This window comes from Pseudonocardia sp. T1-2H (assembly GCF_038039215.1).
GTDB lineage: Bacteria > Actinomycetota > Actinomycetes > Mycobacteriales > Pseudonocardiaceae > Pseudonocardia.
Genome location: NZ_JBBPCL010000001.1, coordinates 3,614,041 through 3,635,922, shown reverse-complemented (window position 1 = coordinate 3,635,922; position 21,882 = coordinate 3,614,041). Strand labels below are relative to the sequence as shown.

At 73.3% G+C, this 21,882-nt stretch carries 24 protein-coding genes; 19 read left to right on the top strand and 5 right to left on the bottom strand.

Features of this window, described 5'->3' with window-relative positions; all coding sequences use genetic code 11:
• Positions 1–33: 33 nt before the first annotated feature.
• The 15 genes from WBK50_RS17960 (at position 34) to WBK50_RS17890 (ending at position 14,182) form a co-directional block, all read left to right on the top strand.
• A complete protein-coding gene (locus WBK50_RS17960; protein WP_341336727.1) occupies positions 34–1,797 on the top strand; it encodes a CTP synthase in 1,764 nt (587 codons plus the stop codon).
• An 83-nt stretch (positions 1,798–1,880) separates the two neighbouring features.
• Complete coding sequence (locus WBK50_RS17955) at positions 1,881–2,447, top strand: NUDIX hydrolase (RefSeq protein WP_341339425.1); 567 nt, start codon at positions 1,881–1,883, stop codon at positions 2,445–2,447.
• Between the two features lie 300 nt (positions 2,448–2,747).
• On the top strand, positions 2,748–2,957 hold the full coding sequence (locus WBK50_RS17950) for a hypothetical protein (protein WP_297498140.1): 210 nt from the start codon (positions 2,748–2,750) through the stop codon (positions 2,955–2,957).
• A gap of 70 nt (positions 2,958–3,027) precedes the next feature.
• Positions 3,028–4,014: an LLM class F420-dependent oxidoreductase gene (locus tag WBK50_RS17945; protein WP_341336726.1), complete on the top strand. Its 987-nt coding sequence runs from the start codon at positions 3,028–3,030 to the stop codon at positions 4,012–4,014.
• A gap of 190 nt (positions 4,015–4,204) precedes the next feature.
• Entirely contained in the window at positions 4,205–5,134 is a 930-nt protein-coding gene (gene xerD, locus WBK50_RS17940) for a site-specific tyrosine recombinase XerD (protein ID WP_341336725.1), read from the top strand.
• 36 nt (positions 5,135–5,170) lie between these two features.
• Entirely contained in the window at positions 5,171–5,890 is a 720-nt protein-coding gene (locus tag WBK50_RS17935; RefSeq protein WP_341336724.1) for a DUF4097 family beta strand repeat-containing protein, read from the top strand.
• 184 nt (positions 5,891–6,074) lie between these two features.
• Positions 6,075–7,031 (top strand): ParA family protein, encoded by a 957-nt coding sequence (locus tag WBK50_RS17930; RefSeq protein ID WP_341336723.1) that lies wholly within the window; start codon positions 6,075–6,077, stop codon positions 7,029–7,031.
• Positions 7,028–7,846, top strand: coding sequence for a segregation and condensation protein A (locus WBK50_RS17925; protein WP_341336722.1), 819 nt, complete (start codon positions 7,028–7,030; stop codon positions 7,844–7,846). The genes WBK50_RS17930 and WBK50_RS17925 overlap by 4 nt, the downstream gene beginning before the upstream one ends.
• A gap of 7 nt (positions 7,847–7,853) precedes the next feature.
• Entirely contained in the window at positions 7,854–8,459 is a 606-nt protein-coding gene (gene scpB, locus WBK50_RS17920) for an SMC-Scp complex subunit ScpB (protein ID WP_445942270.1), read from the top strand.
• Between the two features lie 45 nt (positions 8,460–8,504).
• A complete protein-coding gene (locus WBK50_RS17915) occupies positions 8,505–9,272 on the top strand; it encodes a pseudouridine synthase (protein ID WP_341336721.1) in 768 nt (255 codons plus the stop codon).
• 103 nt (positions 9,273–9,375) lie between these two features.
• Positions 9,376–10,110 (top strand): (d)CMP kinase, encoded by a 735-nt coding sequence (gene cmk / locus WBK50_RS17910; RefSeq protein ID WP_341336720.1) that lies wholly within the window; start codon positions 9,376–9,378, stop codon positions 10,108–10,110.
• Positions 10,111–10,112: 2 nt separating this feature from the next.
• Entirely contained in the window at positions 10,113–10,778 is a 666-nt protein-coding gene (locus tag WBK50_RS17905) for a lysophospholipid acyltransferase family protein (RefSeq protein ID WP_341339423.1), read from the top strand.
• Positions 10,779–10,840: 62 nt separating this feature from the next.
• On the top strand, positions 10,841–12,256 hold the full coding sequence (der, locus tag WBK50_RS17900) for a ribosome biogenesis GTPase Der (protein ID WP_445942370.1): 1,416 nt from the start codon (positions 10,841–10,843) through the stop codon (positions 12,254–12,256).
• Positions 12,257–12,302: 46 nt separating this feature from the next.
• Positions 12,303–12,968 carry a response regulator transcription factor gene (locus WBK50_RS17895; protein ID WP_341336718.1) on the top strand — a complete coding sequence of 222 codons (666 nt, stop codon included), beginning with the start codon at positions 12,303–12,305 and terminating at the stop codon, positions 12,966–12,968.
• Positions 12,965–14,182, top strand: coding sequence for a sensor histidine kinase (locus WBK50_RS17890; protein ID WP_341336717.1), 1,218 nt, complete (start codon positions 12,965–12,967; stop codon positions 14,180–14,182). The genes WBK50_RS17895 and WBK50_RS17890 overlap by 4 nt, the downstream gene beginning before the upstream one ends.
• A 164-nt stretch (positions 14,183–14,346) precedes the next feature.
• Here the strand turns inward: WBK50_RS17890 and WBK50_RS17885 are convergent, their stop codons facing one another.
• The 4 genes from WBK50_RS17885 to WBK50_RS17870 all read right to left on the bottom strand — a co-directional run bounded on the left by WBK50_RS17885 (position 14,347) and on the right by WBK50_RS17870 (position 17,537).
• Entirely contained in the window at positions 14,347–14,697 is a 351-nt protein-coding gene (locus WBK50_RS17885; RefSeq protein ID WP_341336716.1) for a TraR/DksA family transcriptional regulator, read from the bottom strand.
• Between the two features lie 278 nt (positions 14,698–14,975).
• Positions 14,976–15,980 (bottom strand): beta-ketoacyl-ACP synthase III, encoded by a 1,005-nt coding sequence (locus tag WBK50_RS17880; protein ID WP_341336715.1) that lies wholly within the window; start codon positions 15,978–15,980, stop codon positions 14,976–14,978.
• Positions 15,981–16,305: 325 nt separating this feature from the next.
• Positions 16,306–17,025 (bottom strand): SDR family NAD(P)-dependent oxidoreductase, encoded by a 720-nt coding sequence (locus WBK50_RS17875; protein WP_341336714.1) that lies wholly within the window; start codon positions 17,023–17,025, stop codon positions 16,306–16,308.
• Positions 17,013–17,537: an NADPH-dependent FMN reductase gene (locus tag WBK50_RS17870; RefSeq protein WP_341336713.1), complete on the bottom strand. Its 525-nt coding sequence runs from the start codon at positions 17,535–17,537 to the stop codon at positions 17,013–17,015. The genes WBK50_RS17875 and WBK50_RS17870 overlap by 13 nt, the downstream gene beginning before the upstream one ends.
• A gap of 325 nt (positions 17,538–17,862) precedes the next feature.
• On the opposite strand from WBK50_RS17870, the gene WBK50_RS17865 reads away from it, so the two are divergent.
• From WBK50_RS17865 to WBK50_RS17855, 3 genes are all read left to right on the top strand, one after another.
• On the top strand, positions 17,863–18,765 hold the full coding sequence (locus WBK50_RS17865) for an AAA family ATPase (protein WP_341336712.1): 903 nt from the start codon (positions 17,863–17,865) through the stop codon (positions 18,763–18,765).
• Between the two features lie 194 nt (positions 18,766–18,959).
• Positions 18,960–19,754 (top strand): vWA domain-containing protein, encoded by a 795-nt coding sequence (locus tag WBK50_RS17860; RefSeq protein WP_341336711.1) that lies wholly within the window; start codon positions 18,960–18,962, stop codon positions 19,752–19,754.
• Positions 19,755–19,835: 81 nt separating this feature from the next.
• Positions 19,836–20,606: an isocitrate lyase/PEP mutase family protein gene (locus tag WBK50_RS17855; protein ID WP_341336710.1), complete on the top strand. Its 771-nt coding sequence runs from the start codon at positions 19,836–19,838 to the stop codon at positions 20,604–20,606.
• A gap of 224 nt (positions 20,607–20,830) precedes the next feature.
• On the opposite strand, the gene WBK50_RS17850 is transcribed toward WBK50_RS17855, so the two are convergent.
• A complete protein-coding gene (locus WBK50_RS17850; protein ID WP_341339422.1) occupies positions 20,831–21,505 on the bottom strand; it encodes a M20/M25/M40 family metallo-hydrolase in 675 nt (224 codons plus the stop codon).
• 104 nt (positions 21,506–21,609) lie between these two features.
• On the opposite strand from WBK50_RS17850, the gene WBK50_RS17845 reads away from it, so the two are divergent.
• Positions 21,610–21,777, top strand: a complete 168-nt coding sequence (locus WBK50_RS17845) for a hypothetical protein (RefSeq protein ID WP_341336709.1) — start codon at positions 21,610–21,612, stop codon at positions 21,775–21,777.
• The last annotated feature ends 105 nt before the right edge of the window (positions 21,778–21,882 follow it).

Below are 21,882 nucleotides of genomic sequence, written 5' to 3'. Positions count from 1 at the left end.
GGCACCGGCGGGGTGCGGGTAACCTGAAATCCCGTGCAGACACGCGCGACCCGTCATCTGTTCGTCACCGGCGGGGTCGCGTCCTCGCTGGGTAAAGGCCTCACCGCGTCGAGCCTGGGCCAGTTGCTCACCTCACGCGGGCTCCGGGTCACCATGCAGAAGCTCGACCCCTATCTGAACGTCGATCCCGGCACGATGAACCCCTTCCAGCACGGAGAGGTGTTCGTCACCGAGGACGGCGCGGAGACCGACCTCGACGTCGGTCACTACGAGCGGTTCCTGGACCGCAACCTGCACGGTCGGGCCAACGTGACCACCGGGCAGGTCTACTCCGAGGTCATCGCCAAGGAGCGCCGCGGCGAGTACCTCGGGGACACCGTCCAGGTCATCCCGCACATCACCAACGAGATCAAGGACCGCATCCTCGCGATGGCGGAGCCGGACGAGGACGGGATCACCCCGGACGTCGTCATCACCGAGGTCGGCGGCACCATCGGCGACATCGAGTCGCTGCCGTTCGTCGAGGCGGCCCGCCAGGTCCGGCACGAGGTCGGCCGGGACAACTGCTTCTTCCTGCACGTCTCGCTGGTGCCGTACCTGGCGCCGTCGGGCGAGCTGAAGACCAAGCCGACCCAGCACTCCGTCGCCGCGCTCCGCAACATCGGTATCCAGCCGGACGCGCTGGTCCTGCGGGCGGACCGGGACATCCCGGACGCCATGAAGCGCAAGATCTCCCTGATGTGCGACGTCGAGCTCGACGGCGTCGCGGCAGCCCCGGACGCGCCGTCCATCTACGACATCCCGCGGGTGCTGCACAAGGAGGGCCTCGACGCCTACGTCGTGCGCCGCCTGGGCCTGCCCTTCCGGGACGTCGACTGGACGGTCTGGGGCGACCTGCTGGACCGCGTCCATCACCCCGACGAGACGGTGCGGATCGCGCTGGTCGGCAAGTACGTGGACCTCCCGGACGCCTACCTCTCGGTCACCGAGGCGCTGCGCGCGGGCGGGTTTGCCCACCGGGCACGCGTCGAGGTCCTGTGGATCCCTTCGGACGAGTGCGAGCTCCCCGCCGGCGCGCTGGCCGCGCTCGACGGCGTGGACGGCATCCTCATCCCCGGCGGCTTCGGCATCCGCGGCATCGAGGGCAAGCTCGGCGCGTTGCAGCACGCCCGCACCCACGGCATCCCGGTCCTCGGCCTGTGCCTCGGCCTGCAGTGCATGGTGATCGAGGCCGCGCGCAACCTGGCCGGCCTGAAGGACGCCAGCTCCACCGAGTTCGACCCGCGCACCCCGCATCCGGTGATCTCGACGATGGCCGAGCAGGTCGACGTCGTCGCGGGCGAGCGGGACATGGGCGGCACGATGCGCCTGGGCTCCTACCCGGCCAAGCTCGGCGAGGGCACGGTGGTCGCCGGGGCGTACGGCGCACGCGAGGTGACCGAGCGGCACCGGCACCGCTACGAGGTCAACAACGCCTACCGGGAGCGGCTCGCCGAGGCCGGGCTGGTGTTCGGCGGGACGTCGCCGGACGGGAAGCTCGTCGAGTTCGTCGAGCTGCCCGCCGACGTGCACCCGTTCTACGTGGGCACGCAGGCGCACCCGGAGCTGAAGAGCCGTCCCACGCGGCCGCACCCGCTGTTCGCGGCGTTCGTCAAGGCGGCGCTGCGGTACCGAGCCGCGGAGCGGCTGCCGGTCGAGCTGCCGGCGCGGTCGAAGAAGGCTGCCGAGACCCCGCCGCGGCCGAACGGCACCCGGGTCGAGAAGGCGGCCGAGACCGCGGACGTGGGGCGCTCGTGAGTTCGGCGTCCGGGCACGGCATCACGCCGGGGGAGCACGCCTTCCCGGTCGAGTCGTCGGAGGACGTGCACGTCGGACGGGTGATGGCGCTGCGGGCGGATCACGTCGTCATGCCCGGGGGCCGGGTCGCGACGCGGGAGATCGTGGAGCACGCCGGCGCCGTCGCGATCGCGGCGCTCGACGAGGACGACCGGCTGATGATGATCTACCAGTACCGCCATGCGGTGCGTCGCCGGCTCTGGGAGCTCCCGGCCGGCCTGCTGGACCAGGCGGACGAGGACCCGGTCGAGGCCGCCGCGCGCGAGCTCAGGGAGGAGGCCGGCCTCGAGGCGTCGGACTGGTCCGTGCTGCTCGACGTCGTGCCGTCGCCCGGGTTCTCCGACGAGTCCGTACGGGCGTTCCTGGCCCGCGGGCTCACCGAGGTGCAGCGCCCGGAGCTGGGCGACGACGAGGAGGCGGACCTCGAGCTGCGCTGGATGCCGCTCGACGACGCCGTGGCGATGGTGCTGTCCGGGGAGATCGTCAACGGGGTGACGGTGGCGTCGATCCTGGCGATCCGGGTGATCGAGGACGGCCACGGGACGACCCGGAAACCGGACGCGGAGTGGCCGGACCGCCCCACCCGCTTCGCGGCCCGCAAGGAGCAGTGAGCCCCGCCCCGGCCCCGGAAGTCACGGTGCGGCTCCCTGGCGCTCGCCTTAAACGGCGTGCTCGTGGGGGTGAGGTCGGTCACCCGCCTCGGTCATGAGACATTGCACTCGGGTGCCCGGCGCCCTGCCCGGGACCGATCCGGGGTAGTATGGGCAGGTCAGGTTGGGTGGGCATCGAGAACCCGGTGCGCGGGCGTCACGCCGCGCAGGGTGCCGCCCGGCGTTCGCGCCGCAGGGTCACGTGCTGACGAATGCTCCAGGTCGGCCGGGCTGATGCGGCCGGCCGGAGGAGAACCGCACATGAGCTGGGCCCGACACGGACGCGCCACCAATGAGGACGGGACCATGGGTAACACCTGGTCAGAGGCGCAGGCGGCGTACCAGGAGAGCTGCGACACCCAGAACGGCCTGGCGGCGCGCGTCGTCGCGGGGCAGGCCACCGATCTCGAGGACTGCACCGAGCTGCTCGCGATGCTCGGCCTCGACGCGCGGGCAGGTCGCCCCGCCTGATCTTTCGCAATGCTCACGACGGCCCGGGTCCCAGGACCCGGGCCGTCGTAGTCTCAGCACCATGGCTGGAATGCAATTCGGACTCTTCGTGCCCCAGGGCTGGCGGCACGACCTCGTCGGCATCGACCCCGCGGAGCAGTGGGGCGTGATGAAGGGGCTTGCGCAGCACGCGGACGCGGGCCCGTGGGAGTCGATCTGGGTCTACGACCACTTCCACACGGTGCCCGTCCCCACGGACCAGGCGACGCACGAGGCGTGGTCGCTGATGTCCGCGTTCGGGGCGGTCACGGAGCGGGTCCGGCTCGGCCAGATGTGCACCTGCATGGCCTACCGGAACCCGGCGTACATGGCGAAGGTCGCCGCCACCGCGGACGTCATCTCCGGCGGCCGCATCGAGATGGGCATCGGCGCAGGGTGGTACGAGCACGAGTGGCGGGCCTACGGCTACGGCTTCCCGTCCGCCGGCACCCGCCTCGGCATGCTCGACGAGGGCGTGCAGATCTTCAAGCAGGCGTGGGAGAAGGGCACGGCCACCCTGCACGGCAAGCACTACCAGGTCGACGGCGCGATCGTGCAGCCGCAGCCGCTGCAGGAGGGCGGGATCCCGCTGTGGATCGCGGGCGGCGGGGAGAAGGTGACGCTGAAGATCGCGGCGAAGTACGCGCGGTACACCAACTTCGCCGGGACGCCGGGCACGTTCACCGCCAAGTCCGAGATCCTCGCCGAGCACTGCCGCGAGGTGGGGACGGACTTCGACGCCATCGTCCGCTCGGCCAACTACAACGTCGCGATCGGCCGCACCCAGGCCGAGGCCGACGAGCGGCTGGAGCAGCTCAAGGCCCGCCTCGTGCCGTACGTCGGCGAGGAGAAGGCCGAGACCCAGCTCGCGTCCATCCGCGGGCTGCCGGCCCACGGGACGCCGGAGCAGATCGTCGAGAAGCTGTCGGACCTCAAGAACCGCGGGATGACCTACGGGATCTTCTACTTCCCGGAGGCCGCCTACGACCGCTCCGGGATCGAGCTCTTCGAGCGCGAGGTCATCCCGGCCCTCCGGTGAGTGCCCTCCCTGTTCCCTGTGAGTGCGCAGCCTCGCTAGAACGAGGCTGCGCACTCACGACCCCCGGCGGCGTGCCCGGATGACCGCCTTCGCAGGTCGGAGGGGTTGTGCGCGTGAAACCTCGCTCTCACGAGGTTTCACGCGCACAGGGCGGTGTGGTTGCGGGGATCCACGGTGCGGTCGGGGCAGGATGGCCTGCGTGGGTGCCGACGGGGTGGACGGATGCGTGGACGCCTTCCTGGCGCATCTGGCCGTCGAGCGGGGAAGCTCGGTGAACACGCTGCGCTCCTACACCACCGACCTGCAGCGCTACCGCGACCACCTGCGCGCGCGGGGGATCGCCGAGCTCGCGGCGGTCCGCGAGCGGGACGTCAGCGACTTCGTCGTGGCGCTGCGCAGCGGGGAGACGCCGCTCGCGGCGTCCTCCGCGGCCCGGGCGCTCGCCGCGGTCCGGGGCCTGCACCGGTTCGCCGCCCGGGACGGGCTCGTGCCCGTCGACGTGGCGCACGCGGTCTCGCCGCCGGCGTTGCCCAAGCGGCTGCCGAAGGCGCTGACGATCGACCAGGTCGACCAGCTCCTCGCCGGCTGCCCGGGCGAGGGACCGGTCCCGTTGCGGGACCGGGCACTGCTCGAGCTCCTCTACTCCACCGGGGCGCGGATCTCCGAGGCCGTCGGCATCGATCTCGACGACCTGGACGTGACCAGCCGGACGGTGCTGCTGCGCGGCAAGGGTGGCAAGCAGCGGATCGTGCCGGTCGGACGGCCCGCACTGGAGGCCGTCGACGCCTACCGGGTCCGGTCCCGACCGGACCTCGCCGCGCGGGGCCGCGGCACCCCGGCCCTGCTGCTGAACGCCCGCGGCGCCCGGCTGTCCCGGCAGAGCGCCTGGCACACGTTGCGCTCCGCGGCCGAGGTCTCCGGGCTGGGCACGGACGTCTCCCCGCACACGCTGCGGCACTGCTTCGCGACGCACCTGCTGGCCGGCGGCGCCGACGTCCGGGTGGTGCAGGAGCTGCTCGGGCACGCCTCCGTCACGACGACGCAGGTGTACACGCACGTCACCGTCGACGCGCTGCGCGAGGTCTACGCGACGGCACATCCGCGGGCCCGCGCCCGCTGATCTCCCGGGGTGACCGCTCCGATACATTCCGTCACCATGCGCGTTCGTCGGCCCCTTCTGATCCTCGCCGCCGGGCTGCTGGCGGGTGGCTGCTCCGTCCAGGGCGTCTCGATCGGCCCGGCGGCCGTCGAGCAGACCGGCGGCGACGTGCTCACGGCGACGACCACGAACTCCCACGACGGCCCGGTCTCCCGCGTCGAGATCCTCTCCGATGCCGGCGACGTCGACCTCCACGCCGGCGCCACCGCGGGCGCGAGGGTCGACCGCACCGCCCGCTGGACCGGCCCCGAGCCGGAGGTCACCGAGGCCCTCGACGGCGACGTGTTGCGGATCACAGTGCACTGCCCGAGCCCGGCGGAGACCTGCTCGGTGGGCGTGGCAGTCGAGGTGCCGGCCGCCACCGCCACCCGCGTGCAGCTCGGGGCCGGGAACATCGCCGTCAAGGGCCTGACCGGCGCCCACTCGCTCTCGACCGCGGCCGGCTCGGTCTCGGGCACCGGGCTCGGGGCGGAGAAGACGTCCGCGCACGCCGCCGCAGGCGACGTCGACCTGACCTTCTCCGGCGTTCCGTCCCAGGTGGAGGCCGAGTCGACGGCCGGGAACGTGACGGTCCTGGTGCCGGTCGGGCCCGTCTACCGGGTCGACGCGGGGACGACCGTCGGGCGCGTCGACGTCCGGGTCGCGGACGATCCGGGGGCCGACGCGGTCATCACGGCCCGCTCCACGACCGGGGACGTCACCGTCGCCCACTCCTGAGCGGCGGGCAGGATCCGGCGATCACCCGCACGTGTGCGCCGCGTAGCGTTGCCGAAAGCGCTTGGCCGGACTACGGCGAGGCGCGTTGCCGCACGTAGGAGGCTTTCCTACGCTGCGGGCCAACACGAGCAGGCACCGCCGGCGACGATCCGGCCGGGACGCCCACGAGGAGACGGGAGCCCGCATGGACACGCCGCGGACCGCCGAGCCCCCTGTCGCGGTCGGGGGATCGGGCCTGGTCACGGCCATGACGGCGGCGGGACCGGAGCCCGAGGTCGAGGGGTACGCCGACGACACCGGCATCGACGACGTCGTCGTGCCGGCGATCGGGAGGCACCACACGGGCGCGCCCGAGCCCGCGCCGCTGACCCAGCACGGTCCGGCGCGGATCATTGCCATCGCGAACCAGAAGGGCGGCGTCGGCAAGACCACGTCGACCATCAACCTGGGTGCCGCGCTGGCCGAGTACGGCCGCAAGGTGCTGCTGGTGGACTTCGACCCCCAGGGCGCGCTGTCCGTGGGCCTGGGCGTGCAGCCCCACCAGCTCGACACGACGATCTACAACCTGCTGATGGAGCGCGGCGTCGAGGCCGAGGACGTCATCCAGCCCACCAAGGTCGACGGCATGGACCTGCTGCCCAGCAACATCGACCTGTCCGCGGCGGAGGTCCAGCTCGTCAACGAGGTGGGCCGGGAGCAGTCGCTGGGCCGGGCGCTCAAGAGCGTCCTCGACGACTACGACGTCATCCTGATCGACTGCCAGCCCTCGCTGGGCCTGCTCACGATCAACGCGCTGGCCTGCGCGGACAAGGTGCTCATCCCGCTGGCGTGCGAGTTCTTCAGCCTCCGCGGCGTCGCGCTGCTGATGGACACGATCGACAAGGTGAAGGAGCGGCTCAACCCGGACCTGGAGCTGATCGGCATCCTCGCCACGATGTTCGACGCCCGCACGCTGCACACCCGCGAGGTGCACCAGCGCGTGCTGGAGGCGTTCGGGGACAAGGTGTTCGACGCCGTCATCAACCGCACGATCCGGTTCCCGGAGACCACGGTCGCCGGCGAGCCGATCACCACGTGGGCGCCCACGTCCAGCGGGGCACTGGCCTACCGGATGCTGGCCCGCGAGGTCATCGCCCGGTGACCATCCTCGAGAACGAGCCGGGTCTCCCGGAGCAGACCCCGCCCGCTCCGCGGTTCACGGTCCGGCTGCACAACTTCGAGGGCCCGTTCGACCTGCTGCTCCAGCTCATCGGCAAGCACGAGCTGGACGTCACCGAGATGGCGTTGCACAAGGTCACCGACGACTTCATCGCCCACCTGCGCTTGCTCGGCGACGACGCCGACCTGGACGAGACGACCGAGTTCCTCGTCATCGCGGCCACCCTGCTGGACCTCAAGGCGGCCCGGCTGCTGCCGTCCGCGGAGGTGGAGAACGAGGACGACCTCGCGCTGCTCGAGGCGCGGGACCTGCTGTTCGCCCGGCTGCTGCAGTACCGCGCGTACAAGCAGGTCGCGGTCATGTTCGGCGAGCTGGAGAAGACCGCGCTGCGCCGCTTCCCGCGTTCGGTCGCGCTGGAGGACCGGTTCGCGAAGCTCCTGCCCGAGGTGCTGCTGGGGATCGACGCCGCGACCTTCGCCGAGATGGCGGCGTCGGTGTTCCGGCCCAAGCCGCCGCCGACCGTCGGCGTCGACCACCTGCACTCCCACCAGGTCTCGGTGGCCGACCACGCCCAGATCCTGCGCGAGCGCCTCGCCGAGCTGGGGGAGGCCACGTTCGCGACGCTGACCGAGGACTGTCGCGAGACGATCGAGATCGTCGCCCGGTTCATGGCGGTGCTGGAGCTGTTCCGGGAGAAGTGCATCCACGTCGAGCAGCCGGAGCCGTTCGGGGAGCTGACGGTACGGTGGACGGCATCGTTCCCGGAGGAGAACGTGCCGGACCCCGACAGCGAGTGAGACACGCGTGACCAGCACCGACCCGACCACCGATCCGGACGGGATCGACGTCCTCGACGAGCTGCCCGCCCTCGCCCGGGACGACGAGTTCGACGGCGCCCTCGAGGCGTTGCTGCTGGTCGTGGACGCGCCGACGGAGGACCAGGCCCTCGCCACCGCGTTGGACCAGCCCGTGGCCCGGGTCCGGGAGGGGCTGCTCCGCCTCGCCGAGAGCTATCGCGTCGCCGGCCGCGGGATCGATCTTCGCCGGGTGGGGGACGGCTGGCGGTTCTACACCCGCGACCTGTACGCGCCCTACGTCGAGAAGCTCCTTCTCGACGGCCAGCGCGCCCGCCTGACCAGGGCCGCTCTCGAGACGCTCGCCGTCGTGGCCTACCGTCAACCGGTCACGCGCGCGCGGGTGGCGGCCGTGCGCGGGGTCAACTGCGACGGGGTGCTGCGCACCCTGCTGACCCGCGGGCTCGTGGAGGAGGCCGGGATCGACGGCCCCACCCAGGGCACCTTGTTCCGGACCACGGAGCTGTTCCTCGAACGGCTCGGGCTGTCCTCGCTGGAGGACCTGCCGCTGCTGGCCCCGCTGCTGCCCGACGTCGACGCGATCGACGAGATCTAGACCCGACCGAACCACGAGAAGCACCAGAACACGGACGTGAACCAGATGAGCAACCCCCGCAACGCCTCCGCCGACGGAGTGCGGCTGCAGAAGGTGCTGGCCCAGGCCGGCGTCGCGTCCCGCCGCGCCGCCGAGGAGCTGATCGCCGCCGGCCGGGTCAGCGTGGACGGCAAGGTCGTCACCGAGATGGGCCGCCGGGTGGACCCGCAGACGGCCGTCGTCCACGTCGACGGCTCCCGCATCCAGCTCCGGGACGACCAGGTCTACCTGGCCCTGAACAAGCCCGCCGGGATGCTCTCGACCATGTCGGACGAGAAGGGTCGGCTCTGTGTCGGGGACCTGGTGATGCAGCGCACCGAGCTGCTCAACCAGGCCGGGCGGCTCTTCCACGTCGGCCGCCTGGACCAGGACACCGAGGGCCTGCTGCTCCTGACCAACGACGGCGAGCTCGGCCACCGGCTGATGCACCCGTCGTTCGAGGTGGAGAAGACCTACACCGCCGAGGTGATGGGCCAGGTCGCCCGGGACATCGGCAAACGCCTGCGCGAGGGCGTCGAGCTCGAGGACGGGCCGGTCAAGGTGCACTCGTTCCGGCTGATCGACTCCCTGCCGGGCCGGTCCATCGTCGAGATCGTGGTGCACGAAGGGCGTAAGCACATCGTCCGCCGCCTGCTCGACGAGGTGGGCCACCCGGTGCAGCGCCTGGTCCGCACCGCGATCGGGGACGTCAAGCTGGGGGACCAGCGCCCGGGCAAGCTCCGCCCGCTGAACCAGACCGAGGTCGGGTCGCTCTACCGCACGGTCGGGATGTAGCCGGCTCGGCCCGCTCCCGGGCGCCGGACCGCGCCAAGGCACAATGGACGTCGGCTCGCGCCGTGTGTGGGGTGGCGAGGGACGCGAGGCGAGGGGTACGGAGATGTCCGGGTTGGTGCGCGAAGCCAAGACGTTGCAGGGCATCGTCGCGATGGACGGCCCCTCGGGCACCGGCAAGTCCACGGTCTCCCGACGGCTCGCCGTGGCCTGCGGCGCCGCCTACCTGGACACCGGCGCCATGTACCGGGCCGCCACCCTCGCCGTCCTGCGGGCAGGGCTCGACGAGTCCAGCCCCACCGAGAAGATCGTCGCCGTCGCGACGGCGGCGGACGTCGAGTCGGTGACGGACCCGACCGCGCCCGGCATCCGGCTGGCCGGCGAGGACGTCGAGGCGGAGATCCGGGACGTGCCGGTCACCAAGCTGGTCAGTGCGGTGTCCGCGCAGGCCGAGGTCCGCGAGGCACTCGTCGCCCGGCAGCGGCGCCTGATCGACGCCGCCGTCGCGGCCGGCGGCGGGATCGTCGTCGAGGGGCGGGACATCGGCAGCGTCGTCACGCCGGACGCGCCGCTCAAGGTCTACCTGACGGCGTCGGACGAGGTCCGGGCGGCGCGTCGGCGCCGGCAGGACGCCAGGGCCGGGCGCGCCGCGGACGCGAAGGCCACGCTGGCGGACGTGCGGCGCCGGGACCGGCTGGACTCCACGCGCGCGGTCTCGCCGCTGCACGCCGCGAAGGACGCCCTGGTCCTGGACACCGACGAGCTCAGCGTGGACGACGTGCTGACGGCGCTGCTGGGCCTGGTCGAGGAGCGGGGACTGTGCAGCCCCACGCCCAGGTGACCATGACCCGGGACGGCGGCGCCACCGCCACGGATCTCCCGGCCACCGCGGTGCCGCCGCTGCACGACGCCGCCCGCTGGCTCGGGACCTGGTGGTACCGGCCGTTCTTCCGGCTGGTCGTGCACGGCCGGGAGCGCATCCCGGCCACCGGTCCGGTGGTGCTCGTCGCCAACCACAGCGCGATGGTCGACGGGCCGCTGCTGTTCGGACTACTTCGCCGCCGCTCGGCGTTCCTGGTGAAGCAGGAGATGTTCACCGGGCCGGTCGGGGCAGGGTTGCGCGGCATCGGGCAGATCCCGGTCCGCCGGGGCTCGGTCGGCCGGGCGCCGCTGACGACGGCGCTGGGCGTCCTGCGCGGCGGCGGCGTCGTCGGCGTGTTCCCGGAGGGGACCCGCGGGCAGGGTGACGTCGCGGCGGCGCAGCAGGGGGCCGCGTGGCTGGCCCGGGCCTCCGGGGCGGTGGTGCTGCCGGTGGTGTGCCGGGGTACCCGACGTCCCGACGGGGCCGGACGCCGGTTCCGGCCTCGGGTGGACGTGCTCGTCGGCGAACCCCTGCCGGCACCCACCGGAAAGGGCCGCGCGGACCTCGTCGCGGCCACGGAGACCATTCGGGTCGAGCTGGCCGCGCTGGTCGCGGAGCTCGACGACCGACGCAGTAGTGACGGATGACGGAGCAGTACGTGAGCAGCGAGAACATTCTCGAGGGATCGGACCGGGTGGAGATGGCCCGCATGGGCCTGGACCCGGACGAGTTCGTCGCCACCGAGGACGAGTTCGGCGAGCCGATCGACGGCGAGGCCGGCCCGCGGGTCCCCATGCCGGTCCTGGCGGTCGTCGGACGGCCCAACGTCGGCAAGTCGACGCTGGTCAACCGCCTGATCGGGCGGCGTGAGGCGGTCGTGCAGGACATCCCGGGGGTCACCCGGGACCGCATCTCCTACGACGCCCTGTGGAACGGCCGCCGCTTCACCCTCGTCGACACCGGCGGCTGGGACCCGGACGCCACGGGCCTGCAGGCGGCGGTGACCGCACAGGCGGAGCTGGCGATGCGGACGGCGGACGTCGTGCTGCTCGTCGTCGACGCGCGGGTGGGCGCCACGGTCACCGAGGAGGCCGCGGCGGACGTGCTGCGCCGCTCGGACCGCCCGGTCCTGCTCGCCGCCACCAAGGTGGACGACGAGCGCCTGGTCTCCGACGTCGCCTCGCTGTGGGGCCTCGGCCTCGGCGAGCCGCACCCGGTGTCCGGCCTGCACGGCCGCGGCTCCGGTGACCTGCTCGACGCGATCCTGGAGGCGCTGCCCGAGACCCCGCGGGACGACTTCGGCGCCGGTGGCGCCGGGCCACGCCGCGTCGCGCTCGTCGGCAAGCCGAACGTCGGCAAGTCCAGCCTGCTGAACCGGGTGTCCGGCGAGGTGCGCTCGGTGGTGCACGACGTCGCCGGCACCACCGTGGACCCGGTGGACTCCCTCGTCGAGCTCGACGACGAGATCTGGCGCTTCGTGGACACGGCGGGCCTGCGCAAGCGGGTCAAGACGGCCAGCGGCATGGAGTACTACGCGAGCCTGCGGACCCAGGCGGCGATCGAGGCGGCCGAGGTCGCCGTCGTGTTGCTGGATGCGAGCGAACCGATCTCCGAGCAGGACCAGCGGGTCCTGACGATGGTCCACGAGGCCGGGCGCGCGCTCGTCATCGTGTTCAACAAGTGGGACCTCGTGGACGAGGACCGCCGCACCGAGATGAAGCGCGAGCTGGAGCGGGACCTGATCAGCGTCCGCTGGGCGGAGCGGGTCAACATCTCCGCGCTGACCGGCCGCTCGGTCTCGAAGATCGCGCCGGCGCTGCGGACCGCGCTGGACTCCTGGGACCGGCGCATCCCCACCGGGCAGCTCAACAGCTGGCTCGCGGACGTCATCGCGGCCACCCCGCCGCCGGTCCGCGGCGGGAAGCAGCCGAAGGTGCTCTTCGCGACCCAGGCCACCACCCGGCCGCCGACGTTCGTGCTGTTCACCTCCGGGTTCCTGGAGGCCGGCTACCGCCGGTTCCTGGAGCGGCGGCTGCGCGAGGAGTTCGGTTTCACCGGCTCGCCGGTGCGGCTCTCCGTCCGGGTGCGGGAGAAGCGCGCCCGTGGCGGTCGCCGCAAGCACTGATCGGCGAACCGCCGATCAGCGCCCCGGGATGCCCTAGGCTCGGTGCATGACCACGGCAACGGGGGATGCGCGGTCTCCCGTCCGTGTCGTGCTCGCGGACGACGAACCCCTGCTGCGGGCGGGGCTGCGGACCGTCCTGGAGGCGCGCCGGACGATCACGGTCGTCGGCGAGGCCGCGAACGGCGACGAGCTGCTCGACGCCGTCGACGCGCACGCACCGGACGTCGTCCTCGCGGACGTGCAGATGCCCGGCCGGGACGGTCTCTCGGCGCTGCGGGTGCTGTGCGCGCGTCCGGACGCGCCGCCCGCCGCCGTGCTCACCACCTTCGACCTCGACGACTACGTGGCCGAGGCGTTGCGCATCGGCGTCCAGGGCTTCCTGCTCAAGGACGCCGAACCGGACGCGCTGATCCGCGCCGTGCGCGACCTCGCCGCCGGGGGAGCAGTTCTCGACCCGCGCATCGCGGCCCGGCTGCTCCCGCGGCTGGCCGGGTCCGCGCCCACCCCGCCGTCGCCGCCCGCCGACCTCACGATGCGGGAGAACCAGGTGCTGAAGCTGCTCGCGGCCGGGAACTCCAACGCCTCGATCGCGGACGAGCTCGGGCTGGCGGAGGCGACGGTGAAGAAGTACGTCTCCGCGCTACTGATCAAGCTGGGTGCGGACAACCGGGTGCAGGCCGCGCTGATCGCCCAGAGCTGGGGGCAGGTGTGAGCCCCGACCCCATGAAGCCGTGGAGCAGCGTGGCCCGGCGGAGCAGCGTGGCCCGGTGGGCCCGGCCGGTCGCGCTCGAGGTGCCGGCCGTCGGCGTCCCGGTCGTGTTCGTGCTCCTCGCGGCCCCGGGGCCGTTTCCCTGGTCGGTGACCGCGGCCCTCGTGGGGTGCGCGCTGCTCCCGTTGCGGCACCTCTGGGCGCCGCTCGGGATCATCGGCTCGTTCTGGGCGATCGCCGGCGGGCTCGGCTGGGCGTCGGAGATCGTCGCGCTGTTCGTGGTGGGGCGGCGCAGCGGCACGTTGCGGCGCTCCCTGCCGTGGTTCGTGCTCTCCGTCGTCGCCGCGGTGGTGCCGGTGCTGGTGACGCAGCAGCTGAGCTGGCAGTCCGTGGTCCTGACCGTCGTGTTCGCGGTGCTGTCCGCGGGCAGCCCGCTGGCCGTCGGCCTGCTCCTCGCCCTGCGGGACCGGTTGACCGCGAGCCTGCGCGAGCTGGAGGAGGCCCGCGAGGCGACCGTCCTGGCCCGCGAGTCCGCGGCCCGCGCCGAGGAGCGCGCCCGGATCGGCCGGGAGATCCACGACGCCGTCGGGCACCACGCCACGCTGATCGCCGTCGGCGCCGCGGCGCTGTCCGCGTCCACGGCCGAGCCGGAGACCCGGGACGCCGCCGACCGGCTGCGGGTGCACGCCAAGCGGGCGCTCGCGGAGATGCGGACGGCGCTGGGCCTGTCCGGCGCGGAACCCGCCGAGGAGGCCGGCACCGCGCAGCTCGTGGGGCTGGTGGAGCGTTCCGCGGCCGGTGGGATGGCGATCCGGCTCGCTCCGGCGGGGGAGCCGCGGCCGCTGACCGTCGCGCTGGACCGGGCCGTCTACCGGATCGTGCAGGAGTCCCTGACCAACGCCGCCCGGCACTCGCCGGGCGCGACGGTCGAGGTGGCGCTGGACTGGCGGGAGCCGGCGGGGCTGCGCGTCGAGGTCCGCAACGGGCCGGTGCGCCAGGACGCGGCGCGACGCGGGACATTCGGCATCGGCGGTGCGGGCCTGGCCGGACTGGCCGAACGGGTGCGCTCCGTCGGCGGGGAGCTGGACAGCGGCCCCGTCCCGGACGGCGGGTTCGCCGTCTGCGCGCGGCTCCCCGTCGGCCGGACCGTCCGCGCCCCGGGGCCGGATCAGGAACCGTGCGCGGGCACCGGTCCGATCCCGATCGCGCCCACCTGAGCGGCGGCGCCCGCGACCGGAGGATCCGACGTCGGCGGCGGGCTCCCCGGATGCCGCCGACGCCGGTACCCGTTCAACGAGACCGGTCGGTGATCGATGTTGCTGCCCGGCGAACGGCCGGTGAACCCCTGGGGCCGGTTCCGGCGCGGTCCTCGCCGGTCGGGTCAGCGCCGGCGGCGGGTCGCGCAGGCCAGGCAGGTCTCGGCGGCGGGCAGGGCCTCGAGCCGCGCGTCGGGGATGGGGTTCCCGCACGTCAGACAGTGTCCGTAGGTCCCGGTGGCGAGCCGTCCGGCCGCCCGGTCCAGTGCGTCGAGGTCCTTGCGGGCCCCGGCGAGGAGGCCCTGGATCTGGGCGCGCGCGAAGCCGATCGTGACGCCCTCGGGATCGTGCTCGTCGTCGTGCGTGGTGAGGGCCTGCTCGGCGGCGAGCCCCTCGAGCTGGCGGGCCAGCGACGCGATCCGCGACGACGTCGCCTCGCGTTCCGCCGCGATCAGCGCTGCCGGATCGTGGTCCATATCGGGAGAACGCCCGGCCCGGCCGCGATTCTTCCGCGGCCGGCCGGGCGCCCGGTGGGTCGGTGTCGGATGGGCCGGTGCCGGACGGGTCAGTGCCGCAGGCCTGCTTCCTTCAGCAGCGGCATGACCTCCTCGCCGAAGTACTTGAGCTCCTCGTTGTAGTCGATGAGCCCGAAGATCATGCCCGTACCGGGAACGGTTCGGCGAGCGCCCGCGGGACACCCTGCGCCTGCGGAACACCGGCTGAGGTCTCCGGGCGCTCCTGCTGTGCCCGCCTTCTACTGTGCCCGCAGCTCCGGCCAGGTCAGCGCCGCGCCGCCCCACGTCGCGCCGCCCCCGAACGCGGCCAGCGCGACCTTGTCCCCGGTGTCGAGGCGACCCTCGCCGACGGCGTCCGAGAGCGCCAGCGGGATGGAGGCCGCGGCGGTGTTCCCGACGCGGTCCAGGTTGCTGTACACCCGGTCCAGCGGCAGCCCCAACCGGCCCGCGACGGCGTCGAGGATGCGCTGGTTGGCCTGGTGCCCGACGAACAGGTCGACGTCCTCGGGCGTCCAGCCGACCTTCTCCAGCACGACCTTCGTGGTCTCGGTCATCCGCGCGACGGCCTGCCGGTAGACGGCCTGGCCCTGCATCGCGAAGCGGTCCGCGGGACCGTCCGGGTTCCGGGCGCCGCCGTCCGGAACGATGATCAGGTCCTCGAGGTCGCCGTCCGCGCCCATGTCCAGGGCGAGCAGCGCGCCCGGCTCGTCCGGCTCTCCGGCGCGCAGCACGACCGCGCCCGCGCCATCCCCGAAGAGGAACGCGGTGCTGCGGTCGTCGTGGTCCAGGATCGTGGAGAACGTGTCCGCGCCGATCAGCAGCGCCGAGCCGAACAGCCCCGAGCCGAGCATCCCGGCCGCGGTGGCCAGGCCGTAGACGAAACCGGAGCAGACCGCGTTGACGTCGAACGCGGGGACGTGGCCCAACCCGAGCCGAGCCGCGACGGCCGGTGCGGTGGCGGGGCACTGTCGGTCCGGGGTCGTGGTCGCGACGATGACGACGTCCACGTTCTCCCGGCCCGCGGACTTCAGCGCGTGCCCGCCCGCCTCGACGGCCAGGTCCGACGTCGCGACGCCGGGTGCCACGACGTGCCGGGTCACGATGCCGGTGCGCGACCGGATCCACTCGTCGGAGGTGTCCAGGCGGGCCGCGAGGTCGTCGTTCGTGACGACGTGGACCGGCACCGACGAGCCGACGCCCGCCAGCACGGTCGCACCTCCTCCGGCCGCGTGTCGCGTGCCCATCCGACCACCCCGTTCTCGCGCGCGTGGCCGCCCCGCGTGCGGGACCGCCGACGGCGTTCGTCCGGCCGGATACGGCCGGTTCGTCGAACCCGGGAACGGTTTCCCGGGGCGGAGGCCGTCGTCGAGCCTCGCTCGGAAAGTCTCGCACGGCCGGGGTGACCTGCGCCGTTGTTACCGCTGGGTACGGCGGTCCGGAGGGGTTGCCGAGCCGCATCGCCGGCCGCGGGATCCCCTCGAAGGTGCAGGACATCGCCGGTGCGGCGACGTCGCCGTGATCACCGAGGAGAAGGCGAACCGGACATGTCACATACCGCCCGCGGTGGGCTCAGGACCGGTCCGCGAACTCCGTGGCCACGATCCGCTCGTCGTGGATGCCGTCCGCGGCGGGGGAGCAGAGCCAGCGGATCGGCGCGGCCATGATCTCGGCGGGCAGCATGGCGGACGCGTCCACGCCGTCCGGGATCATCCCGGTGACGGTCGGGCCACCCGGGAGCAGCAGGTTGACCGTCACGGTCGTCCCGGCGAGGTCCGCGGCCATGATCCGGGACAGCGACTCCGCGCCCGCCCGCGACGGCCCGTAGGGCACGAACCCGGCGCGCCTCATCGTCGCGTGGTTCATGGTCACGTTCACGATCCGCCCGGCGGGTGCGTCGAGCAGGTCCGGCACCACCGCGGAGGCGACGAGGAAGTAGCCGGTGAGGTTCGTGTCGACGACGTCCCGGAAGCCCTGTTCGGGCACCTTCCAGAAGGGCTGCGGCGCGGTGAGGAACGCCGGGTTGACGGTCCGCATCCCGATCCCCGCGTTGTTGACCAGGACGTCCAGGCCGCCGAGCCGGTCGACCGTCGCGTCGCGGCCCGCGCGGACGGAACCGGCGTCCCGCACGTCCATCCCGATGCCGTGCACCTCGCCGGGGAGGGACCCGGCGACCGCGGTCGCCCGACCCGCGTCCCGGCCGGTGAGCACGATCCGGTGGCCGTCCTCGGTGAGCGCCCGTGCCATCGCCAGGCCGAGGCCGCTGGTCCCGCCGGTGATCAGGATCCGCATGGGTGCGCCGTCAGGGACGGGGTGGCGGTCAGGGCCGCGACGACCGGGGCCCAGCGCTGCGCGTAGGCGTCGAGGGCGGGGTCCTCGGCGAAGGTCTGGTCGATCAGGTAGAGCCCGGGCAGGGCGCAGGTGCCGCCGAGCTCGGAGAGCACCGGCTTGAGGAGGAGGTCCGGGGCCATCGCGTGGGCGGGCCCGGCGCCGAGCATCAGCGGGACGGCGACGACGTCCTGCAGGCCGGTGCCGCCGGCGAACTGGTCGAGGAAGAGCTTGAGCAGGCCGGTGTAGGTGGCCTTGAACGTCGGGCTGGCGAAGACCACGACGGAGGACTCCTGGACGGTCTTCACCGCGGCGGCGACGGCCTCGTCGCCCCAGCCGAGCAGGCCCGGGCCGAGCTCGACGACGTCGAGGACGGTGTGGGGGGCGCTGCCGGTCAGCTTCTCCGCGAGGAGGCGGCCCGCCTGCAGTGTGCGCGAGGCGGGCTTGGGGTTGCCGACGACGACGGTGACGGTCACGGACGCTCCAGGAGACGGGGACGGGGGTCGGACACGGGACCGGCCTCGCCCGTGAGGATGCCATCCCGGGCGGTCCCCCGGGCGGCGCGCGGACCGGGAAGCCGCCGGGCCGCCCCGTAACCTCGATCACCGCCGCCCGGGAGGTGCCGTCGTCGAAAGAGCCCGTCGCCGCGGTGAACGTGGCGTCCTCGCACGCGCACGGCGGATTCCCCGCGGCGCTCGGCGCGCCGGCCGCGTGTGTGTTCCGTCGCGGGACGACTCCGCCGCAGGCCGCGGGGTAGCGTCCCTTCGTGACCGAGCGTTCGACCAGTAGGAGTCAGGACCGATGACAGCGTCGACATCGACGTCCGTTCCCGCCCGCGACGCGATCGCCTCCGCCGTGGTGGGGCGCGACCGCGAGCTGAACCTCATGCTGGCGGCCGTGGCCGCCGGCCGGGACATCCTGCTCGAGGGCCCGCCCGGTACGTCGAAGTCGACGATGCTGCGCGCGATCACCGAGCACTGGGGCGTGCCCTTCGTGCTGGTGGAGGGCAACGCGGAGCTCACCCCGGCCCGGCTGGTGGGGCACCACAACCCGGCCCGGGTGCTGCAGGAGGACTACTCCGCGGAGAACTTCGTGCCCGGCCCGCTGGTCGAGGCCATGCAGGCGGGCGGCTTCCTCTACATCGAGGAGCTCAACCGCGCCCCGGAGGACACGCTGAACACGCTGCTCGGCGCGATGGCCGAGCGCGCGGTGACGGTGCCCCGCGTGGGCACGATCAAGGCCGAGTCGACGTTCCGGGTGCTCGCCTCGATGAACCCGTTCGACAACATCGGGACCGCCCGGATCTCGGACTCGGTCTACGACCGCTGGAACCGCCTGGCCGTCGGCTACCAGAACGCGGCGGAGGAGGCGGACATCGTCGAGGTCCGCACGGGGTCCGACGACCGGACCCTCGTCGACGACGCCGTCGCGCTCACCCGGGCCACCCGGGTGCACCCGGAGCTGCGCCGCGGCTCCTCCGTGCGGGGCGCGATCGACCTGGTCGCGATCGCGACCGAGCTGGCGAAGCTGGACGCCCACCAGGACCGCGAGCACGTGGTCCTGGACTCGGCGCTGCTGTCGCTGTCCGCCCGGATCGGGATGGACGAGGCCTCGGAGTCCACCCCGGAGCAGGTGATCACCGAGATCTGGGAGAACCATTTTTTCTCCTCCGCCGGCGGGCAGCGCCGGGACCGCACCGCCTGAACGTCGACAACGCCGTCGCGCTGCCCACCGCGGACACCGGTGAGCGACGGACCCTCGCGCCCCTGCGGCGCAAGCCCAAGAAGCTGACCGAGGCGCCGAACGTCTTCGAGACGGGCAAGGGTGCCCCGGTCGTCGTCGAGCTGGACCCGGACCGCGGATCCGGGCAGGACGACCTGCCCGCGGGCGGCCAGGGCGTGCTCGTCACGTCCCAGGCCGCGCGCCGCCGCGAGCTCGACCAGCTCCTCGAGGACGTCCCGCCGGACCGCGAGGTCGCGGCGATGGCGCAGCGGATCGCGCGGCGGCTCTCGATCCGGCGCCGCCCGCGGGACACCCGTCAGGAGCGCGGGACGGGCGCCCTGGCGTCGGTGCCGTACCGCTACGGCTCGGACGACATCGACCTGGACAAGACGATCGAGATGCTCACCGAGCGCCCGCGCCCGGAGGACACGGACATCATCGTCCGCGAACGCATGGGGTCGCGGCGCGCCGCGGTGCTGATCGTCGACGTGTCCGGCTCGATGCGCGGGGAGAAGGTGCGGATCGCGGCGGCCACGGTCGCGGCGCTGTCGGCGGACCTGAGCGGGGCCGGGGACCAGCTGGCGGTGGTGGCGTTCTGGTCGGACGCGGCGCTGCTCAAGCCGCTGACGACCCGGGCGACGCCCACCGCGCTGCTGGACCAGCTGCTGCGCATCCCGGCGCGCGGGCTGACCAACGTCGGGTTCGGGCTGCAGGTCGCCCAGACCGAGCTGGCCCGTTCCGCCGCGCGCAGGCGGACCGCGATCCTGCTGACGGACGCGGTGCACAACGCCGGGCCGGACCCGCGGACCTTCGCGCGCCGCTTCCCGGAGCTGCACGTGCTGCTGGAGACCGACGGCGAGCACGACGCGCCGCTCGGCCGGGACCTGGCGCGGTTGGGGCACGGCCGGATGGCGCCGGTGCACTCACACCGCGACGTCGCGCCGGCGCTGAACCGCGTGCTGACGAACTGACCGCGGCGCGCCCTGTCCGTTCGGGGAGGATCACGCCGAACCGGACGGCGGCGGCGCGTCGCCGGCAGTAGCGTCCCCCCGATGACGCTGTCCTCGAAGGCCGCCGAGCTGCTGCGGCTGCACACCGATCCGGAACTCCTCGTCGTCGTCAACGTGTGGGACGTGATCACCGCGACCGTGGTGGCGGACCAGGGGAGCAAGGCCCTGGCCACGGCCAGCCACTCCATCGCCGCCTCACTCGGTTACCCCGACGGCGAGAACATCCCGCGGGACGAGATGATCGCCGCGGTCGGCCGGATCGCGGGCGCCGTGGACATCCCGGTCAGCGCGGACCTGGAGGCCGGCTACGGCGACGCCGGCGAGACCATCCGCCGGGCGATCGGCGTCGGCGTGGTGGGCGCGAACCTCGAGGACCAGATGCGCCCGCTCGCCACCGCCGCCGGCGAGGTGTCCGCGGCGGTGAAGGCCGGCGAGGCGGAGGGCGTCCCGTTCGTGCTCAACGCCCGCACGGACGCGTTCCTCAAGGGCGCGGACCGGGACCCGAAGGACGTGCTCGCGGACGCGATCGAGCGCGGCCGCGCCTTCCTCGACGCGGGCGCGTCCTGCGTCTTCGTGCCCGGCAGGCTCGACGAGGCCACCGTCACCGCGCTCGTCGAGGGCATCGGCGAGCGCAGGGTGAGCGTGATCAACGTGCCCGGATCGCTGTCCCAGGCCCGGCTGCAGGAGCTCGGCGTGGCCCGGGTGTCCTACGGCCCCTGGATCCAGCGCGCCGCGCTCACCTACCTCGCGGACCTGACGACGGACATCCTGGGCGGCGCGAACCTGCCGGAGGGCGTCCGCCCGCTCAACTGACCGCTTCCCGCGCGCGGGGTGCTTCTGCTCTGCGCACACTCACGCACCACCCGGACGTCGGAGGTGGTCACGGGGTGGTGATCATCGTTCGCGACCGCTCACCGGCCATACCCGGCCCGGCTCGGGTCGCGGGCCGTGATCATTGGCGCCGTGATCATCGGCGGCGGTGCGTCGGTGTGTGCAGAGCAAGGGCCCGCCGGAGCACCGTCGCACGGACCGGGGAGCTACGGCGCCAGGGCGCCCTCGAGCATCCGGGCGAGGGTCTCGGTGAGCACGTCGGCTCCCGTGCAGAGATCCTCGTCCGCGGTGAACTCCGCCTCGGCGTGCGAGATCCCCTCGACGCTCGGGATGAACAGCATGACCGTCGGGACCAGGTCCTTCATGTTCGTCGAGTCGTGCCCGGCGCGGGTCTTCACGAGCATCGACGAGACCTCGAGGTCCGCGGCGACCGCGCGGGCCAGCGCGACGCCCGCCTCCTGGTAGAGGTGGCCCTTCCAGGTGTGGGCGAAGCGGCGCTCGATCTCCACCCCGGCCTTGACCTCGATCTCCGCGAACTGCCGGCGCAGGATCTCGTCCGCCTCGTCGAGCAGGGAGTCGCTGGGGGAGCGCAGGTCCAGGTGCATGTGCACCTCCCGCGCGACGACGACGGGGGAGTTCGGGTGGACGGTCAGCTGCCCGCAGGAGGTGTGCAGGTCCTCGCCGAAGCGGTCCGCCAGCTCCCGCACCGCGACGACGGCGAGCGCGGCCCCGTAGAGCGCGTCCCGCCGGTCCGCCATCGCGGTGGCGCCGGTGTGGGCCTGGCTGCCGAGCACCGCGATCTCGTACTTGTTCGCCGCCCACGTCGCGTCGACGAGGCCGAGGGTGGTGCCGGACTTGTCCAGCTCCCGGCCCTGCTCGATGTGGATCTCCGCGTAGGAGCTGCACGGTCCGCGCCTCCCCGAAGACGTCCGTCTCGCCCAGCGCGTCGATCCGCGCGAGCGCGTCCCCCGCGGTGATCCCGGCGGTGTCGGTGGTGGACAGCGCCTTCTCCAGCGGCATGGCCCCGGTGAACACCGCGCTGCCCATCATCGACGGCTTGAACCGGAAGCCCTCCTCGTTGAACCAGTCGACGACCGCGAGGTTGAACCGCGGCGTCGTCCCGGCCTCGCGGTGGTGCGCCACGAGCCGGTGAGCGGCGTGCGCGGCGGCGAGCACGCCGTACGCGCCGTCGAAGCGCCCGCCCCGCGGCTGGCTGTCCAGGTGGGACCCGGCCAGCACGTACGGGGCGCCGGGGACG

What these genes read in the sequence shown, in the direction of transcription:
- WBK50_RS17955 (WP_341339425.1), top strand. Translation starts at nt 1,881, where the DNA reads ATGGCGCTGCGGGCGGATCACGTCGTCATGCCCGGGGGCCGGGTCGCG.
- WBK50_RS17950 (WP_297498140.1), top strand. Translation starts at nt 2,748, where the DNA reads ATGAGCTGGGCCCGACACGGACGCGCCACCAATGAGGACGGGACCATG.
- WBK50_RS17945 (WP_341336726.1), top strand. Translation starts at nt 3,028, where the DNA reads ATGCAATTCGGACTCTTCGTGCCCCAGGGCTGGCGGCACGACCTCGTC.
- xerD (WP_341336725.1), top strand. Translation starts at nt 4,205, where the DNA reads ATGGCCTGCGTGGGTGCCGACGGGGTGGACGGATGCGTGGACGCCTTC.
- WBK50_RS17935 (WP_341336724.1), top strand. Translation starts at nt 5,171, where the DNA reads ATGCGCGTTCGTCGGCCCCTTCTGATCCTCGCCGCCGGGCTGCTGGCG.
- WBK50_RS17930 (WP_341336723.1), top strand. Translation starts at nt 6,075, where the DNA reads ATGGACACGCCGCGGACCGCCGAGCCCCCTGTCGCGGTCGGGGGATCG.
- WBK50_RS17915 (WP_341336721.1), top strand. Translation starts at nt 8,505, where the DNA reads ATGAGCAACCCCCGCAACGCCTCCGCCGACGGAGTGCGGCTGCAGAAG.
- cmk (WP_341336720.1), top strand. Translation starts at nt 9,376, where the DNA reads ATGTCCGGGTTGGTGCGCGAAGCCAAGACGTTGCAGGGCATCGTCGCG.
- WBK50_RS17905 (WP_341339423.1), top strand. Translation starts at nt 10,113, where the DNA reads ATGACCCGGGACGGCGGCGCCACCGCCACGGATCTCCCGGCCACCGCG.
- der (WP_445942370.1), top strand. Translation starts at nt 10,841, where the DNA reads ATGGGCCTGGACCCGGACGAGTTCGTCGCCACCGAGGACGAGTTCGGC.
- WBK50_RS17895 (WP_341336718.1), top strand. Translation starts at nt 12,303, where the DNA reads ATGACCACGGCAACGGGGGATGCGCGGTCTCCCGTCCGTGTCGTGCTC.
- WBK50_RS17885 (WP_341336716.1), bottom strand. Translation starts at nt 14,697, where the DNA reads ATGGACCACGATCCGGCAGCGCTGATCGCGGCGGAACGCGAGGCGACG.
- WBK50_RS17880 (WP_341336715.1), bottom strand. Translation starts at nt 15,980, where the DNA reads ATGGGCACGCGACACGCGGCCGGAGGAGGTGCGACCGTGCTGGCGGGC.
- WBK50_RS17875 (WP_341336714.1), bottom strand. Translation starts at nt 17,025, where the DNA reads ATGCGGATCCTGATCACCGGCGGGACCAGCGGCCTCGGCCTGGCGATG.
- WBK50_RS17865 (WP_341336712.1), top strand. Translation starts at nt 17,863, where the DNA reads ATGACAGCGTCGACATCGACGTCCGTTCCCGCCCGCGACGCGATCGCC.
- WBK50_RS17855 (WP_341336710.1), top strand. Translation starts at nt 19,836, where the DNA reads ATGACGCTGTCCTCGAAGGCCGCCGAGCTGCTGCGGCTGCACACCGAT.